Below are 16,710 nucleotides of genomic sequence, written 5' to 3'. Positions count from 1 at the left end.
AACAACCATAAAACGATTTTTTTAATACAGAAAATGTAGTCTTTTGAAAGGTGGAATTAACAATGAAGAAAAAATTATCATTTATCATTGAGATTATTATAGGTATAATCTTTATATGTTTTGGATATTTCGTTATTGATACTGATTATTACGCTACACTTTTTTACGCAATGGGGTTCGGTTTAGCTTTTGCTTCTGGTGTTCAATTATTGAAAATTTGTTATTATGAAATGCCAAAAAATAAAGAAAAATTACAAAATATAAATAGAGAAAATCACATCAATAATGTTGATGAAAGAAAAATATTTTTAAGAATGAAAGCTGGTTCTTTAGTATATCAGTTAATGACTTTCGTGTACTTGTTTGTTGCTTTTGTACTTGCGTTACTTCATATTGAAGCATGGATTATAGGCATTATATTTGGTTTATTCCTACTGCAAACATTTTTAGGGATTATTCTATATAAGCATTTTGAAAAACATTTCTAAAACATTCAGTAAATTGTGACGAGGTAATACTATGATAGGACTTAAAAAACGAGATATTAAAAAAGCATTGAAAGCTGGTGCAAAAGCTGGCGGTGTGTCATTAGCTGATGTTCGAGCTGATATTGAAGCGACGATTGATGAAGCTATGAACAGCACCGACCCAGAAGTGCAGGAGAATTTCAGAAAGTATTTTGGAAATAAACGCCCTACTCCAGAAGAATATATTTACAAGATTACAAAAAAGACAAAAGTTTAATAGAAATCAAGTGCTGTAAGGGGGCTTGTGTCATGGAAAGTTTTAAGCATAATCTTATACGGTCATACACTACCTAACAGCATTTTATTAACAACTGAATATCTCACAGCTTTAATAGCTCGTACAGACTATATGTTTTGTGCGGGCTTTTTTTGTACCCGAAAAAATTTTTTCATTTTTTTTCAAAATCATGCAACAAATCACACCTTGCTGTACAGATATGGTGCGGAAAGAGGGATAAACACTTTTCACGTCATAACGGAAAGGGGGTGTGATGATATGAAACCGTCGGACTTCCAAAAGACAATACAATGTCAATTTGACTGCAAGCTCAAACGTGTAGTGAAAGGCATTGTCCGTAATTATCGCAAAGAATTAAAGCGACGAAGAAATAAGGAAATTTCCTATTGTGAACTTCCAGAAATCGTCGTAGAAAAGCTGGCAGTCTGGGACGAATACGAAAGCGATTATACCGCCTTTGATGTATGTGGTATTGAGGTTCGTGTCCTTGATGATGATTTAGCAGAAGCGATTAAGTATCTGTCTGAAAAAGACAGAGAAATCTTGTTGATGTATTTCTTCTTAGGCATGAGCGATACAGAAATCGGCGACAGATTAAAGATTAACCGTTCAACGTCGTTCCGCAGTAGGAAGAACTCACTTGAAGAAATCAAGAAAAAATTAAAGGAGAACATGAATGATGAATAACACACGCCCGTCATTTTACCTTATTTCGTCGGCTGTGGACGGCAACGTAAATGCGATTGAAAAGATACTGGCGTTGTATGACCCGTACATATCAAAATGTTGTTTGCGTCCGTTCTACGACAAATATGGTAATGTCTGCATAGTCGTAGACATGGAATTAAAAGGACGTATCAGAGAAGCACTTATCAAAATGATTTTGGACTTTGATATTCCTTTAGAAACCGAAGAATAACAAGCAGTAACCGCAGAGCATGATTTGTTCAATCCCCTCTTTCCTGCTCTGCCCCTGCTTTTACATGAAAGCAACACGCTTTCGCCACAGCTCTTTGACAACTGAATAAAGCAGACAGATACGTTTGTGAGATAGCGAGCCACGGGGACTGTACGCCACGACCTTTTCAAAAGAAAGCGAGCGACCCACGCAGTGATCCGAGAGCGACTGTTGGAAAAGTCGTTTTGCCACGACCTATCCTCACAGAATAATGATACGTCCGCATGGTGCGGTTCTGCCCACAAGAATGGGAATAGTTGAGATACTAACGGAGCTTTCCAAAGCCGTCTGCCTGCTTGTAAAAAATGACACACAGTAAAGGGGGTGCATAGATTATGAACAATACTGATGTGCCTATCTGGGAAAAATATACGCTGACGATTGAAGAAGCGTCCAAATACTTCCGCATTGGCGAAAAGAAATTGCGTAAATTAGCCGAAGAAAATATTGACGCTGGCTGGGTTATCGTGAACGGTAACCGTATTCAGATTAAGCGAAAACAATTTGAAAAAATCATAGATACATTGGACGAAATCTAATGTCATTGAGCCGTAGATATGGTATAATAAATATAGCGTATCACGGCTCATTCCATGACGGAAAGGAGCTTTACACTATGTCTAATGTAAAACGAAAAGACGGTAAAAATCGCAATTTGCGTAATGGAGAGAGCCAGCGAAAAGACGGAAGATACGTTTATAAATATACCGATATATACGGAAAGCCACAATTTGTCTATTCTTGGAAACTTGTACCGACAGACAAGACACCTGCTGGAAAGCGTGATGATATATCGTTGAGGGAAAAAGAAGCACAGATAAAAAAAGACCTTAACGACGGTATCGACACAGTCGGCGGTAAAATGACAGTCTGCCAGCTCTACGACAAGAAGAACAGCCAAAGAAAGAACATCAAAAGGGCTACTGAAAAAGGACGACAGTATCTTATGAACGCTCTGAAAAACGACCCGTTGGGTATGAGGGCGATTGATACTGTGAAGCAATCGGACGCTAAAGAATGGGCTATCAGAATGAGTGAAAAAGGATATGCCTATAAAACGATTGATAACTATAAGCGTTCCTTGAAAGCGTCATTTTACATGGCGATACAAGACGACTGTATCAGAAAGAACCCGTTTGAATTTAAGCTAAGTGATGTTCTGGAAGATGATACGGAGCAGAAAGTTATCCTTACACCAGAGCAGGAAGAACGCCTGCTTGCCTTTATGGAAAAGGACAAGATTTACAGCAAGTATTATGATGAGGTTGTGCTTCTGCTGGAAACGGGACTTCGTATTTCTGAATTTTGCGGACTGACGACGCATATTGATATGCAGAACAGAATACTCAATATAGACCACCAGCTATTGAAAGATAGCGAAATAGGCTACTATATTGAAACACCAAAGACCAAAAACGGAAAACGGGAACTTCCATTGACAGAACGGGCTTATCAAGCAATCCAAAGAATACTAAAGAGCAGAGGAAAAGCACAACCGCTGATTGTAGGTGGTTACAGCAATTTCCTATTCTTAAACCGTGAGGGCTTGCCTAAAGTTGCAGGAAACTATGAGGGTATGGTGCGAGGATTGATTAAGAAATATAACAAGTATCACACGGATAAGTTACCGAACATCACACCACATTCATTCAGGCATACTTATTGTACGAATATGGCAAATAGAGGAATGAACCCAAACACCCTGCAATATCTCATGGGACACGCTAACATAACCATGACACTTGGCTATTACGCACACGGTACATTTCAATCTGCAAAAGCGGAACTGGAAAGACTGGCTTGTTAATATCGGAGCTTATATTTACTACTCATTTACTACTTTTGGTTGCATTTTCATGCTGGTAAATGCCAGCTTATGCAAGGTATCTTCCAAAAAGAAAATACCGATAAAGCCCTAAAATACGGGATATATCGGCATTTACCAACTTATGAAAAGATAATCAGAAATTTAGTAAGTTTTTATATGAGGCATTAACAATATTTTTCAGAAAGCTGTTCACTCCCGCTGGCATAATCGGACGTCCATGCTTTATATTAAAGATGAATCCACTGCGTCCACCTATCTCAACATTACTCTGTAAACCAAACATTAGGTTCAGTTCTCTCTGCTTACGGAACGCATCATATACCATCTGTGTCATAGGAATATTTCTGATTCCTGCATCCGTTTTGGTTTCTGAATCATGGAAACAATATCCGTCATCACCTTCATAATACACAAGCTGTCCACCTACATGGATCTCCCTGTTCTTCATATCCACATCTGACCAGGTTAAGCCGATGGTTTCACTCACTCTCAGGCAAGCCCCAAACATAACCTGCATCATTGGAAGATGAGGCTTATACACATTACTCTGTTCAACAAACTTCAAAAGTTTTTCCTGCTGTTCCAGTGTCAATGCTTCTTTCTCCTTTGCCGGAGCCCCATAATCTCCAAGTGTTCCTGTTACTGGATTCTTGCGGATAATCCCATCTTCCACTGTCAGTTCAAAACTGGGATTCAATAAGCCATAAAGACCTTTGATCGTACTGTGTGCCAGTCCTTCATCTGACAATGCAGAAAAGAACGTCCTTACGTGAGATGTCTTAAAATCCACAACACGTAGCAAAACTTAAATTCACTGCATTTTTCCTCTTTGGCAAAAGGAAAAGCACTGTAAAACCCATAATCCAACGGTTTTCAGTGCTTTTTTCATATTACATTATTGAATATCCCTCATTCTGCCTATATAAGTGAAACTTAGCGAAACTTAAATTAAATCTCTTTCAGACAATTCAATTTGGATATTCACCGACTGTAGATTATTTCTCAGTGCACCAGTTTCCAACTTACCGCCTGCTGCCTTGCATCCACAAATCTCTTATAAATACCTTCCTGTTTCATTAATTGCTCATGTGTTCCCTGCTGTGCAATTCTTCCTTTTTCAACAACCACAATCTGGTCTGCATGTCTGACTGTTTTTAATCTGTGGGCAATCATAATAATCGTTTTTTCCTTTGTAAGTGCATCTACTGCATCCATCAGCTCCTTTTCATTCTCCGGATCAACATTTGCCGTTGCTTCATCCAATATGACGATTGGCGCATCCTTCATAATCGCTCTGGCTATCGAAATACGCTGCTTCTCACCACCGGAAAGTGTGGCTCCTCCTTCTCCGATCACTGTGTCATATCCATTCGGAAGTTTGCTGATGAAATCATGACAACATGCTTTCTTCGCCGCTTCCACCACTTCCTCATGACTTGCATCCTGGCGTCCGAATTTAATATTATTCTCAATGGTGTCTGCAAACAAATACACCGACTGAAACACAAATGAGAAATTACTCATCAGACTGTTCATGCTGTAGTCTTTTACATTCACACCTCCAAGTGTCACTTCCCCGGAATCCACATCCCAGAACCTGGCAATCAGATTGCAAAGTGTTGATTTTCCTCCACCAGATGGTCCAACGATTGCTGTCGTCGTTTTCTGCGGAATAGAGAGCGATATATCATCAATGATCTTCCGTTTGTCATAAGAAAACGAAACATTAGAAAGTCTGATATCGTAATTTTCCGGCTGTATTTCTTTACCGTCGATATCCATGGTATCCAGCTCCAATATTGCATTTGCTTTATCTACACATACGCTTACCACATGTAAAAGAGATGAATAATTTCCTGCACATTCCAGACTGGCATAAAGCATAAATGCTGAAATTGTCATACCGATCGCATAAACTGCACTCATAGTTCCATTAATATAAAAATATGCACTGCAAGCCACGATCACAGCACCTGTAATTTTGGTTATCACACTTTGCAGAAAATGATAGGGCACAAACAGCATTTCCATCTTTGTATTGATCTTTTCACATGCTTCATTTGCATCATTTAATCTTTTCGCCTGTTTCCCAAGCAAGTTATATGATTTAACTTCTGATATTCCCTGCAGATACTCCATGATCTGGTTTACAAGCTCCATATCGCATACCACTTTTTGCTCTGAATCTTTTTTACCCGCATTCTGCATCACAGAATTGACCCCAAAGAAAATAAGTACTCCTGCTGCAGCTATCAGTCCAATTCTCCAGTCAAAAATAAACAGCATAAGAATGATCATTGATGTTTCCAGAATTCCCTGCATTGTCAGCATAACCACTCTCGCAGCCACATCGCCAAGTATTTCCATTGTATTGGTTGTAATGGAAGAAATTTCCCCGATACTATTGGAATTGAAATACCCCATCGGCAGATATCGCAGATGTTCTGCAATCTTGATTCTCATAAAAGCACTTGCATTATATCCTCCCTCTGTCTGAAGCACTGTAGAGTATCTCTTGCAGATTACGTCGACTACAATTGCAAGAACCATAATCGCAACGGAGCCTCCAATATATTTTCCTGTCGGTTTCCCACTCAGCAGACCAATCAGTATGTACATAATAGCCGGAATCTTCATTGCTGAGGCAAGAGCCTCTATGAGTCCGATCACTATCGACAGTTTAAATTTATTGCCATTTTCCCTGCCTGAAAAACGAAAGAATTTTGCCAGAATCCCAAACATATCATTCTCCCTCCTTCACCGTATCTTTTACAGAAATATGGGCATTCCACATTTCCTTATAAAGCGGGCATGACACCAGAAGTTCCTCATGTGTGCCATGTGCTGTTACATTTCCATCATTTACAACAAAGATCTGGTCACTGTCCTTAACAGTAGAAAGTCTGTGTGCTATTACGATCAGGGTCTTCCCTGCTACCAGTTTTGCGATAGAATTCTGCAGAATTGCCTCATTTTCCGGATCTGTGTAGGCAGTTGCCTCATCAAGGATCACGATCGGAGCATCCTTTAACATTGCTCTTGCAATGGAGATACGCTGCCTCTCACCACCTGACAGATGTCCTCCTGCACCTCCTACAACCGTATCAAATCCATTCTCCAACTGCATGATAAATTCATAGCATCCACTTTTCTTTGTCACCTCGATGATCTGTTCATCTGTAGCATCTGGATTTCCCTGTCTGATATTTTCACGGACTGTTTCATTAAACAGATAATTGTCCTGTGCAACATATGCAATTTTCCGATTAAAATCTGCAAATGCCAGTTCTTTGACATCAACTCCACCGATTTTGATGCTTCCGGAATCCACATCCCACAGGGACGCAATCAGCTTTGCGATGGTCGACTTGCCGCTTCCGGAAGGTCCTACGATTGCATTTACCGTTCCTGCTTTCAGCTCCATAGTTACTCCGTGCAGGATTTCTTTGTCGTGATAACCAAATCTGACATCTTCAAGAGTAACGGAGTTATCTTTTGGAACACTTTTACTTTTCTCTGGACGTTCAAGCTCCGGCTGTTCCAGAATTCCTGCCACTTCACCAACAATCACTCCGATCTTGCCAAGATCATCTGTATAGGAACCCACTGTGATCAACGGTCCAACGATTCCAAGTGATAAAATAATGCAGATGACAAAATCTGAAATCGCAAGTGTTCCATTGGCTACATAATGTGCCCCAAACGGCAATACCGTAAGAAGCGTATAAGGTGTGACCACCATCATCAGTCCATGAAAGATCGAGCACCGTTTCATCCAGGAAATAAAGGAATCTGCATAAGCCATAGCCGCCTTTGTAAATTTTGCATAAGAACTTTCTGTCTTTCCAAATGCCTTGATCACTTCGATTCCGTCAATATATTCCACTGCCGCATCATTCAGATCTTTTGTTGTCTGAACCGTTCTCTCGAAGCTTGGTTTATAATCCAGCATCATTCCAAAATAGGAAAGAAATCCCACTATAACCGGCACCAATGACCAGAGTGCCAGTCTCCAGTCTGTCAGGAAGAAATAAATCAAAATCACAATCGGTGCCAGCAGATTGGACGTGAATTCCGGGACAATATGCGCCAGTGTTGTCTCGATACTGTCGATTCTTTCCACCATAATATTTTTAAATGTACCGGAAGGTGTGTCTTTCACATAGCCAAGAGGTACCCGCGCCAGCTTGTCACAGCAGGATTTTCTTATATTTGCAAGTACTGCAAACGTTGCTTTATGTGACAATGCTGTCGAAAGTGAATGAAGCAGTTCTGCAATGATAAACGATAATGCAATCAGAACCGCTTTTGCAAGATATATTTCAAACTCCTTTTCACCATTTAAAAACAGCTTTACTACATCTGCAATAATAAAATACGGCAAAATCTTAAAAATCACATTTCCTATTGCAAGTAACACACTCCACACATAGGCAATTCTTTTTTGTCCGGCCCACGTCAGGATCCAGCTGACTGCCGACTTCTTTTTTTCTTTCACATCTTTTCACTCCTTACGTTCGTTTTATTGTTTCGTTTTATTATTTTACCTTCTGTTAGTTCTTGCTAACCAACATATAATAAAATAGGTGGTCTACTGGCATCAACCACCTGATATTATTATCCTGTCTGAACTTTATTCAGAAATCCAGAACCTGCAACACACATAACCTATTCAGAATTCCTGCATCAGTTATACTGGAAATTCAATATTCCACAATCGTTCCCAGCCACCTGTATTAAATTCTTTCAGTTGATGTACATTTTTCTTTGCAGTCTCCCTGTCTATATCATGCTCAATGATCTGAAATACTGATGAAAAAAATCCCGTATAGATCATATGCATAAGGCTTTCCTCTACAATCGGTATTTTTACACCGTTCTCTTTCATCTTTTCCATATAATTCAGGCTGGACTTCATTTCCCGCTCTACCATATTGTGTATGAATAATTCAAATTTTCCACTGTCTCCGCATTTCAACAATAATCTGAAATTATCATAATGATCATAGATATAATCAACCATCTGCTCCATCCCATCACTGGATGTATCCGACATATTCCTTGTCTGATCACTGGCAGAAAGCTTTTCAAACTCCTCAACGATCTGGTCATAAATCTGATAAATATGTTCCATATAAGGATCCGTCAGTGCATCAAAAAGTGCCTCTTTCGTCGGATAATATTTGTAAAATGCGCCAGTAGTAAGTCCTGCATCTTTTACAATATTTCTTAAAGATGCTCCTGTCAAACCATCTTTCAGAAAATGTTTTCTGGCTGTATCTAATATGTTTTTCTGTGTATCTTCTGCTTTCGTCGACATTCTTTTCGTATCCTCTAAACTTCTTTTCAAAATATAACAGTGCTATATAACACTGTTATATTTTAACTCATTACAGGAATTTGTCAAGTCTTGGTGTTTCAATTTTTTATTTTCCTCGTGTATTCAGTTTCCACTCCGCAGATGCTTTCTGCAGTTTTACAAGTCTGTTCTATTCAGACAGATTTTCTGTTCCTCAGATCGTCGTTGCTCTGCTGAAGCGATTGATTCAGCTTCTGCGTTTCGGACAATTCGGTTGTCAGACACTGAATTCCTACGGTTGATTTCCGAACTTCTTCTCGCAATCTCTGCCTGTCGGACAAGATCGTCTGTTTCTCTTCTTCCAGCATCTGTATCTGCTTTTTCTGTGTCCGCATGAACTCTTTCGCTCTCTCGAAACTCTGCATTAGAAGATCTTTTTCTACTTTGAGCTTGATCGGTGATTCCTCCGGCAGCTGCGATGGCTGTGTCAAGTTCTCTGTAATAATTTCTAAGTTCTTCGGCTGCTCTGCTTTCTCTGATTTCAATATCTCTGGATTTTTTCCTATTTCTATCAAATTCATTCTCTAGTCCCTCCTTGCTGATATCCAGATGAAATGTTTTTGACAAATTGCTGTCTCTCACCTTCTTCCCATCCTGGTTCTGAAAAGTAATGTGCTTCCGTTTCTCTGTCCAATTTACATTCCATCCAAACTGTTTCATTTTTTCCTTAAACTTTTCTTTGCTGATACAATTTTCCAGTGCTTTTAACACTGCCATTGCACAATCCGCTACTAAGCTGTCTTTCACCTGCTGATGGAACAGGTTATATTTATCTTTGCTCCATGCAATGACTTCCCCTTTTTCAATCTGGCTTCTTATTCTTGAAATGGTGATTACTCATTACCGTAAAATTCTTAGTTCTCTCTACACGAAAAATCTGTGCCATTCTATCTCACTTCCTTTCCAGACAGAAAAAGACGCAAGCCACATTTCTATGACTCACGCCTTTCTCTGCACTTCATTATTAAATTGAAAATTTCCATTCTTCTTCCCTTTGTTCTAACAATTCTCTCGCATTTGCAATAGCAAGGGATAGCTTCTGTTCTAAAAGTTCTTTTGGAGGCATTTTGGTCATATACTGTCCCACATGAATATTTCCATGATCCAATTGCATTAATTCTATAGTTTCCTGTGATTTTTCTGCACATAATATAAGTGCAACCGGACTTTCTTCACCTTCCACTCTTTCATTCTTTTCCAGCCATCGCAAATACAGCTCGACTTGTCCTTTATCCTGCGGTTCAAATTCCCCAAGCTTTAGTTCAACAAGAACCAACCTTCTCAAGCCTCTATGATAGAATAATAAATCCATATAGTAGTCCTTGCCATCCAGTACAAAATGTTTCTGTCTTGCTAAAAATGCAAAATCCGATCCCATTTCCAGAATAAATTTTTCTAATTCTGCAAGAATAGCATTTTCTAAATCTTTTTCACTATAAGTATCACGTAAACCGAGAAAATCAAGCATATATGGATCTCTGTAAAAAAGATCCAGACTCATTTTTCCATCATCTCGTAATTCCGCAATTTCATTTTTAATCGTTTCTTCTGGTTTCTTCGATATTGCAGTTCGTTCATAAAGCATGGATTTTTTTCTTTCACGCAGTGTTCGCACTGACCAGTTTTCCTGCATACACATTGCAGCATAAAAATCTCTTTTTAACTCATCTTGTATTGGCAGAATCTCTACAAAATGCGACCAGGTCAATTGTTGCGACAATGTCGCAACTTTTTCGAAGTCAGGAAATTCCTGATAAAACTTAATCATTCTTGAAATTGATGTTTTATCAAATCCCGAACCATACTCCTGTTCCAGCCGTTTACTGACTTCTGCAACAACCTTTTTTCCATACTCAGGCTTATTATTTCCAGTTAACTCCACACTAAGTCTTTTTCCAATTCCCCAATTAAGAGAAATAATGGCATCATTCACAACTTTTTTTACATTAGTTTTCTTTTCCCTGATTAACGCATTTATTTCATCATAAATATTATCAATATTATCTGCTATTAATATCTCTTTTTTCATTATCGATCCCCTTCTATAACTTGAAATGCCAAATTGGCATTTCAAAACTGTCCCAACTGCTTACTGTTATATTACCCTATTTTTCTCATTCTGCCTACTGCTTTTTCATGGTCACATATAATAATGAGGTCGCATTCCACGACCTCATCACCTTCATTTAAACATAAATCAATTCCTTGAGAATAATTTCTTCCGCAATCGCTCTGTGCTGATTAACAGCTCTTACCCAGGTCATCTGATCTGCTTCTTTATCCGGCAGTGGTTCTTTTTCTTCTAACTGCTTCAGAATTACCTTTTCCCATTCTCTGGCTGCCTTGTCCACTTCCAGAAGATGCTCTCCAATGGTGTCCTGCAGAAGCATCACCTGATAAGTTGAATTTCGATGGTTTTTCAGATAATCTCTGCGAAGAAAACCATACTTGCCAAGTTGCTCCATCTGTTCACCGGATTTATAGGTGAGATTCGGGATTAGATATCCATTTACATTTGTATACGTTAATTTCATTTTATTAGCACTCTCCATTTCTCATCTTTTTTTGACCACAAATTTACGACATTTACGACAAATCTGACACTGCTTTACAATACCAGACAAAATGGCTGATGCCCCGGAAAGCCTGTAAAACAGGCACTTCTAGGATACACAAGACAGAACAAAAATCGACTTCCATTATCAATAGGTGAGTGCTAATTATTTGTGAATATTTTGTGAAATTATCAATCCTTTTTCTCTCTATTGATACTGCCACACTAAAGAGGATAGGAGAATTCTTGCAAAGTGTTGTTAAAAAAGTAAATCTCTAATATTATTCTTATACTATTTCATAATCAAAACCGTCGCCAGAATACAGACGAATCCAATCAACTCTGCCGGTGTAAAAACGGAATTCAGCCAGACCGCTGACAGGCACGCCGCCGTCAGCGGTTCCAGGCAGGCAAGCACCGAAGCGCGCACCGGTCCCGTCAAAGAAACTCCCTTTAAAAAAAGAGTATACGCAACCGCACTTCCCAGTATCACAAGCACACCCAGATAAAATGCGGCATGACCGTCCAGCTCCGCCGGAACTTTCCAGATGCGGACGGCTCCCGATATAAACACGCCGCCGATAAACATTCCCATCCCGGTTGCAGGAATACTTCCCCACTGATTCACCGGATTTTTTGAAAGCAGGAAATACGCAGCTGCGCCGACACCTCCCATGATTCCCCAGAAAAGTCCCTTCGCCGTCAGTTCCATGCCGTCCAGTCTTCCTCCCGTCGCGATCAGCCAGACTCCAAAGAATGCCAGACAGATACAGAAAAACGTCCGTTTCGTGGGCAATGTACGTTCTGCCGCGCATACAAAGACCGCCACGAAGATAATCGATAAATTCTGCAGCACCGTCGCCGTTCCCGAATTGGTCCATTTGATTGCATTTAAGTACGCATACTGGGACAGCACCAATCCCAGAAACGAAAACAGCACCATCTGAGCCATCTCTTTCTTATCCTGAACCAGTGCCCGCACCGGCAATTTTCCCTTCGCAGCGGCAGCAAGCAGAAGAATCGTCCCCGCCCCCAGCATTCTAAGCGCCGTCACCCACGCCGCATCGATCGGGTAGGATGAAAACAGTGCCTCCCCGCATGTTCCCGAAAATCCCCAGCTAGTCGCGCCGATCATGCAGCAGAGAGCGCCGAGGCGGGCAGACGAAGAAGGAACTTCTGTGGAATTTGATGCCTGTTTTTCTGTGGCATGATTCGACTCCTTGATGTTCATTTGATTCTTTCCATCTCTATTCCTTTTTAACATCTTTCATTTCTCCACTATTCTTTTATGAGTTTCGTTCTTTTTCATTGACTTTATCATTATATCGGTATTATCTTTATTTATATATAAAAATATCGGCTTGTTTTTTCATTATATTGAGGTTATTATGATTACAAACTATCTTTCCATAAATTCTGACCGGGAGGAAAACCTGATTCGTATTTTCCCGGATTTTCCGGTTTCGGTGTACCGAACCGACTTTTCCGATCCGTCTTATCAGCTTGTGAGCTGGCACTGGCATGAAGATTTCCAGTTCTGCCTGGTCGAGCGCGGCGAGGTCTGTTTTCAGACGCCTGGTTCCAGATTCCCGATTTCGTCCGGCTGCGGTATTTTTTTAAACCGACGGCTCGTCCACAGCGCTTTGCCATTGACTCCGGATTCCTCCTACTACTGCATCAATTTTTCCCCGGCGCTTCTGACTGCTGCCAGCGGGGCTGCTTTGTCGGATGCGATGGTTCTGCCCCTTTTGAATGAGGAAACCTTGTCTTTTTTCCAGTTTGACGCCCTCACACCCGACGGTTCTCTGCTGACGGACTCCATCTGCCGTATTTTACAGCTTTCAGAGAATCACACACCTGAAAGCTCGTTTCAGGTATATGGTATCCTGTTTTCCCTCTGGATCATCGCCTGGCGCTTTCTCCGTCAAGACGAATCCACGTTCAATAAACGCGGCGATACTTCTGCCGCCAACAGCCGCCTGAAAGAGATTTTCCACTACTTGCAGGCGCATTACTCGCAGAAAACCACCCTGCGCGAGATCTCTGACGCAGTCTGCCTCTGTCCGGAAGAATGTGAACGTTTTTTCAAACGGATGACTGGCATCACGATTTTCCAGTATCTCCTTGAATACCGGATCAAAAAAAGCCAGGAGCTTTTGAACAACTCCCGCCTATCTATCGCGGAAATTGCCCAAAGCTCCGGCTTTACAACACAAAGCTACTATTCTTCCTGTTTCAAACGCCTGACCGGATGTACACCGGGGGCGTATCGTAAGCGGAAAATTTCTCTTATAACTTTTCTTTAAGGAATTGCTTCTTCTTGAAACTTCCTTAACCGTGTTCTCATCCGATTCTTTCCATACACAGCACAAACGAGACACTTTGCATCCCTGTTTTATCAGGGATTGCAGTTCTTACATGGTTCATATCCCTCTGCAATCACTTCATCGCGCGTACCGGTAAATTCCTGCCGGTTTGCCGCCTTCATCTGGGTGACAGATGTGCAGCTTGGAAGATGAAATTTTTTCGAGTTGGTATTGAGAATGTAGGTCTGAACCGTCGCACTGCTTCCAGAGGATCCAGCGCCGCCTCCCGACGAACCAGCTGCTCCCGATCCAGCCGATTGATTCTGGCTGCTGCCATTTCCAGCCGTTCCCTGTCCGGCTGTGCTTCCCGCACTTCCAGAACCGTCCGCCCAGCTTTCTCCTGTCGCATAATCGATCGCAATACCAGGCTGGACATTATAGACGTATACGCAGAACAGCACTCCCTCGCCCTGATCCTCGACGGATTCCGCCTCCATCAGGACGCCGGAGGAAACCAGATTATTGCCCTCAAAAACCGGCGTTACGCGGTACATGACATGGTTTCCGGTTTCTTTCACATAATCGGCTGTCAGATTTTCAAATGGCAGCATTCCCTGTACGTTCAGATAGCGGGTTCCGGTAATCAGGTTTTTGACATTAGCATTCTCCGCCGTGAGCTGGTAGCCGATCAGATGACAACGGTTATAGAGATACTTTCCATCCACATTGTCATACTTCGCCGTATGCCAGCCCGTCGGCTTGACTTCCCCGATCGAGCCGCGCTTCTCCGTCGGCATCGTGTCCTGCGAAACCGAAGCATATGCCACGCCGCAGCGCCCCAGGCTGTCCAGATCACTGTAACTCTCAAATGATACATCCGTCAGGTCCGCATCGGTAAAATACGGCACATTTCCATTGACCGCCACATACGGCTGACCGGAATATGCCGGTACATCCGCCAGATTAAATGACGTTCCCGAAGCAGAAGATACACGGTTTCCACCATTTTCTGACGATGACACCGCCTGCGAATCTCCGTCCGCACTTTCCGCCTGATTTTCCTCCGCGCTGACACTTCCGTTTCCATTCAGACTTTCCTCTGGAATCTCCTGCGCGCACGCTGAAACAGACAGCATCGCCGCTGCAGCCAGCCCCAGAAGCCACATTTTCAATTTTCTCATATGAATTTCTGCCTTTCCGTTTAAGCCTATCCCTTTCAGAGCCATGTAGATTTGCGCGTTCTGGCGCCTGATTTTCAGGTGCAGAACCGGCTCTTTTTTATATTTGACTTGTTTTTTATGTTTTTCTTACTCTTTTATATTGTACTTACTTTTTATGTATATTTTTTACCTGCGCACATACCGCTCTTCTGTGATTTTCTCATGCGAGGAACCCGCATATTCCTGCGTTTCTGCCAGCTTCCAGCTGCCCAGATCCATCTTAAAATACATATCTGCCGGATAATCCCGGTTCCAATGACAAAGAATCACTTCTTCGATCCGGCTCTCATACGGAACAACATCCTTGTTCTCGACAAAACAGTACTCTCCCGGCCCCGCCTTTTCCAAAAACGCTTCATCTGCCTGAATCTGCCCAGATTGCCCCAGTTGCCCGGATTGTTCCTGTTCTTTCGGCATATTTCCATTCACCTGTAAAAACTGTTTCTGGCTGTATGCATTCATCCACAGTTTTTTCCCACCTGTCAGCTCCATAATACGCTTTCTAAGCACGCGGTCCTGGCTCTGCCGTCTGTGATTGAACATCATGCCGTTCTGATTATCCACACATACAATTATCTTCATCTCTCTTTTTCTCCCTTTTTCTATCTGCTGTACGTTTCATGTTTCCCAAGGAATCAAAGCAAGCGTCAGCTCCTCCATCCAAGTCCGCAGATTGGGACGCCTGACTGCCAGCGTGTTGACAATCACCGATCGTACACGCACCGGCATCGTTTCTCCTTCTTTCACCAGCCTGCTCACATCGTTTATGACATAAAAATTGCCATTCTCATATCCCAGATACATCATCACATGTCCCGGAAAATATAGAAGTGTGCCCGGTTCTAATGCTCTTAAAATCTGCTTTTTTTCTGAGCAGCGCCGCCCCGCCAGCTCTATTTTTCTAACTGGCATCTGCAGCTGACCGGTCGTATTGCGAGGCAGGATCCATCCAAAACAGCGGTACACTTCCCGGATATAGGAAGAACAATCCCGGCTCTCCAGCATTCCGCCCCAGCCGTAGCGGTCTCCCAGACACTTGAACGCCTGTTTAATAATCTCCTCATTTGTCAAGCTCAAATATCCCACCGATACGTCCCGGCTCATCGGAATCAATCCTTTTTGCCGGAAGAAACTGCCATCCGGAGCGCGGCATGGAAGCCAGACGATGTAATTATTCCAAGACAGTCTGTTCTGTACCCTCTGTTCTGCCTGTGCTTCTGTTGTCTCTATTAGCGCTCCTGTCCCTTTTATTCTGTTTGTTTCTATTGTTTCTTTTATCTCTGGGATTCCTTCTTCCACGCACAATTCCAACACCGTACCCATCCGAAGCCGGTATGCACTGGTTCCCGGATAGACCGCACTTGCTTCCAGCCAGACCATGTCCCCTGTCACTACTAACGGATGGATCGGAAATGCCGCCATCAGCCATTCCGCCCGGTTCCGACAGACTGCCACCGACTCTGCCGATATCCAGCCCTCGCTGCATTCATTCCGGACATACAGATAACTCTCCTCCTGCACCGAACCCAAAATCAAAAGCGGTTCCCCGACCATACAGAGACAAAGTGCTGCCTCATCCCACTCCGGATCGGATGGATCCTCCTCATCGGCTAAAAAAGTCTCCATCGGAAACTGTTTGATCAACCCCTGTGAAATCGCGATTCCATATTTGATATGAACATTTTTATCCACGGAATTTTGAGCATCACGCACAGTCCAA

General features: G+C 42.0%; 18 protein-coding genes. 7 read left to right on the top strand and 11 right to left on the bottom strand.

The window, feature by feature from the left end; all coding sequences use genetic code 11:
- Positions 1–62: 62 nt before the first annotated feature.
- The 6 genes from DXB70_RS13155 (at position 63) to DXB70_RS13120 (ending at position 3,530) form a co-directional block, all read left to right on the top strand.
- Positions 63–488, top strand: coding sequence for a hypothetical protein (locus DXB70_RS13155; protein WP_008787628.1), 426 nt, complete (start codon positions 63–65; stop codon positions 486–488).
- Positions 489–519: 31 nt separating this feature from the next.
- Positions 520–744, top strand: a complete 225-nt coding sequence (locus DXB70_RS13150; protein ID WP_008787629.1) for a hypothetical protein — start codon at positions 520–522, stop codon at positions 742–744.
- 279 nt (positions 745–1,023) lie between these two features.
- Positions 1,024–1,452, top strand: a complete 429-nt coding sequence (locus tag DXB70_RS13145; RefSeq protein WP_008787630.1) for a sigma factor-like helix-turn-helix DNA-binding protein — start codon at positions 1,024–1,026, stop codon at positions 1,450–1,452.
- A complete protein-coding gene (locus DXB70_RS13140; RefSeq protein WP_025487352.1) occupies positions 1,445–1,684 on the top strand; it encodes a helix-turn-helix domain-containing protein in 240 nt (79 codons plus the stop codon). The genes DXB70_RS13145 and DXB70_RS13140 overlap by 8 nt, the downstream gene beginning before the upstream one ends.
- Positions 1,685–2,058: 374 nt before the next feature.
- Entirely contained in the window at positions 2,059–2,262 is a 204-nt protein-coding gene (locus DXB70_RS13125) for an excisionase (protein WP_004613735.1), read from the top strand.
- A gap of 77 nt (positions 2,263–2,339) precedes the next feature.
- Positions 2,340–3,530: a site-specific integrase gene (locus DXB70_RS13120; RefSeq protein ID WP_009271880.1), complete on the top strand. Its 1,191-nt coding sequence runs from the start codon at positions 2,340–2,342 to the stop codon at positions 3,528–3,530.
- Between the two features lie 154 nt (positions 3,531–3,684).
- Here the strand turns inward: DXB70_RS13120 and DXB70_RS13115 are convergent, their stop codons facing one another.
- The 8 genes from DXB70_RS13115 to DXB70_RS13075 form a co-directional block, all read right to left on the bottom strand.
- Complete coding sequence (locus DXB70_RS13115) at positions 3,685–4,299, bottom strand: tyrosine-type recombinase/integrase (protein ID WP_243099971.1); 615 nt, start codon at positions 4,297–4,299, stop codon at positions 3,685–3,687.
- Between the two features lie 254 nt (positions 4,300–4,553).
- Positions 4,554–6,293, bottom strand: coding sequence for an ABC transporter ATP-binding protein (locus DXB70_RS13110; protein ID WP_118467829.1), 1,740 nt, complete (start codon positions 6,291–6,293; stop codon positions 4,554–4,556).
- Position 6,294: 1 nt separating this feature from the next.
- On the bottom strand, positions 6,295–8,049 hold the full coding sequence (locus tag DXB70_RS13105) for an ABC transporter ATP-binding protein (protein ID WP_107000357.1): 1,755 nt from the start codon (positions 8,047–8,049) through the stop codon (positions 6,295–6,297).
- Positions 8,050–8,241: 192 nt separating this feature from the next.
- Complete coding sequence (locus DXB70_RS13100) at positions 8,242–8,871, bottom strand: TetR/AcrR family transcriptional regulator (protein ID WP_021739680.1); 630 nt, start codon at positions 8,869–8,871, stop codon at positions 8,242–8,244.
- Positions 8,872–9,027: 156 nt separating this feature from the next.
- Entirely contained in the window at positions 9,028–9,627 is a 600-nt protein-coding gene (locus tag DXB70_RS13095) for a hypothetical protein (protein WP_181357169.1), read from the bottom strand.
- A gap of 247 nt (positions 9,628–9,874) precedes the next feature.
- A complete protein-coding gene (locus DXB70_RS13085) occupies positions 9,875–10,939 on the bottom strand; it encodes a PDDEXK nuclease domain-containing protein (protein ID WP_118570061.1) in 1,065 nt (354 codons plus the stop codon).
- Between the two features lie 157 nt (positions 10,940–11,096).
- A complete protein-coding gene (locus DXB70_RS13080; RefSeq protein ID WP_117796340.1) occupies positions 11,097–11,444 on the bottom strand; it encodes a TnpV protein in 348 nt (115 codons plus the stop codon).
- Between the two features lie 312 nt (positions 11,445–11,756).
- Positions 11,757–12,728, bottom strand: coding sequence for an EamA family transporter (locus DXB70_RS13075; RefSeq protein ID WP_118570060.1), 972 nt, complete (start codon positions 12,726–12,728; stop codon positions 11,757–11,759).
- Positions 12,729–12,852: 124 nt separating this feature from the next.
- Here DXB70_RS13075 and DXB70_RS13070 point away from each other — a divergent pair, with 124 nt between their 5' ends.
- Entirely contained in the window at positions 12,853–13,770 is a 918-nt protein-coding gene (locus DXB70_RS13070; protein WP_118570059.1) for an AraC family transcriptional regulator, read from the top strand.
- 92 nt (positions 13,771–13,862) lie between these two features.
- Here DXB70_RS13070 and DXB70_RS13065 read toward each other — a convergent pair whose 3' ends face one another.
- The 3 genes from DXB70_RS13065 to DXB70_RS13055 all read right to left on the bottom strand — a co-directional run bounded on the left by DXB70_RS13065 (position 13,863) and on the right by DXB70_RS13055 (position 16,703).
- Positions 13,863–14,951, bottom strand: a complete 1,089-nt coding sequence (locus tag DXB70_RS13065) for a DNA/RNA non-specific endonuclease (RefSeq protein ID WP_118673457.1) — start codon at positions 14,949–14,951, stop codon at positions 13,863–13,865.
- Positions 14,952–15,116: 165 nt separating this feature from the next.
- A complete protein-coding gene (locus DXB70_RS13060; protein ID WP_118570058.1) occupies positions 15,117–15,572 on the bottom strand; it encodes a ribonuclease Z in 456 nt (151 codons plus the stop codon).
- A 36-nt stretch (positions 15,573–15,608) separates the two neighbouring features.
- Positions 15,609–16,703: an NlpC/P60 family protein gene (locus tag DXB70_RS13055; protein ID WP_182448455.1), complete on the bottom strand. Its 1,095-nt coding sequence runs from the start codon at positions 16,701–16,703 to the stop codon at positions 15,609–15,611.
- Between the last annotated feature and the right edge of the window lie 7 nt (positions 16,704–16,710).

Origin of the sequence: Clostridium sp. OM05-5BH (genome assembly GCF_003481505.1) — a bacterium.
Taxonomy (GTDB): domain Bacteria; phylum Bacillota; class Clostridia; order Lachnospirales; family Lachnospiraceae; genus Otoolea; species Otoolea fessa.
This window is presented reverse-complemented; position numbering and strand designations above follow the sequence as displayed.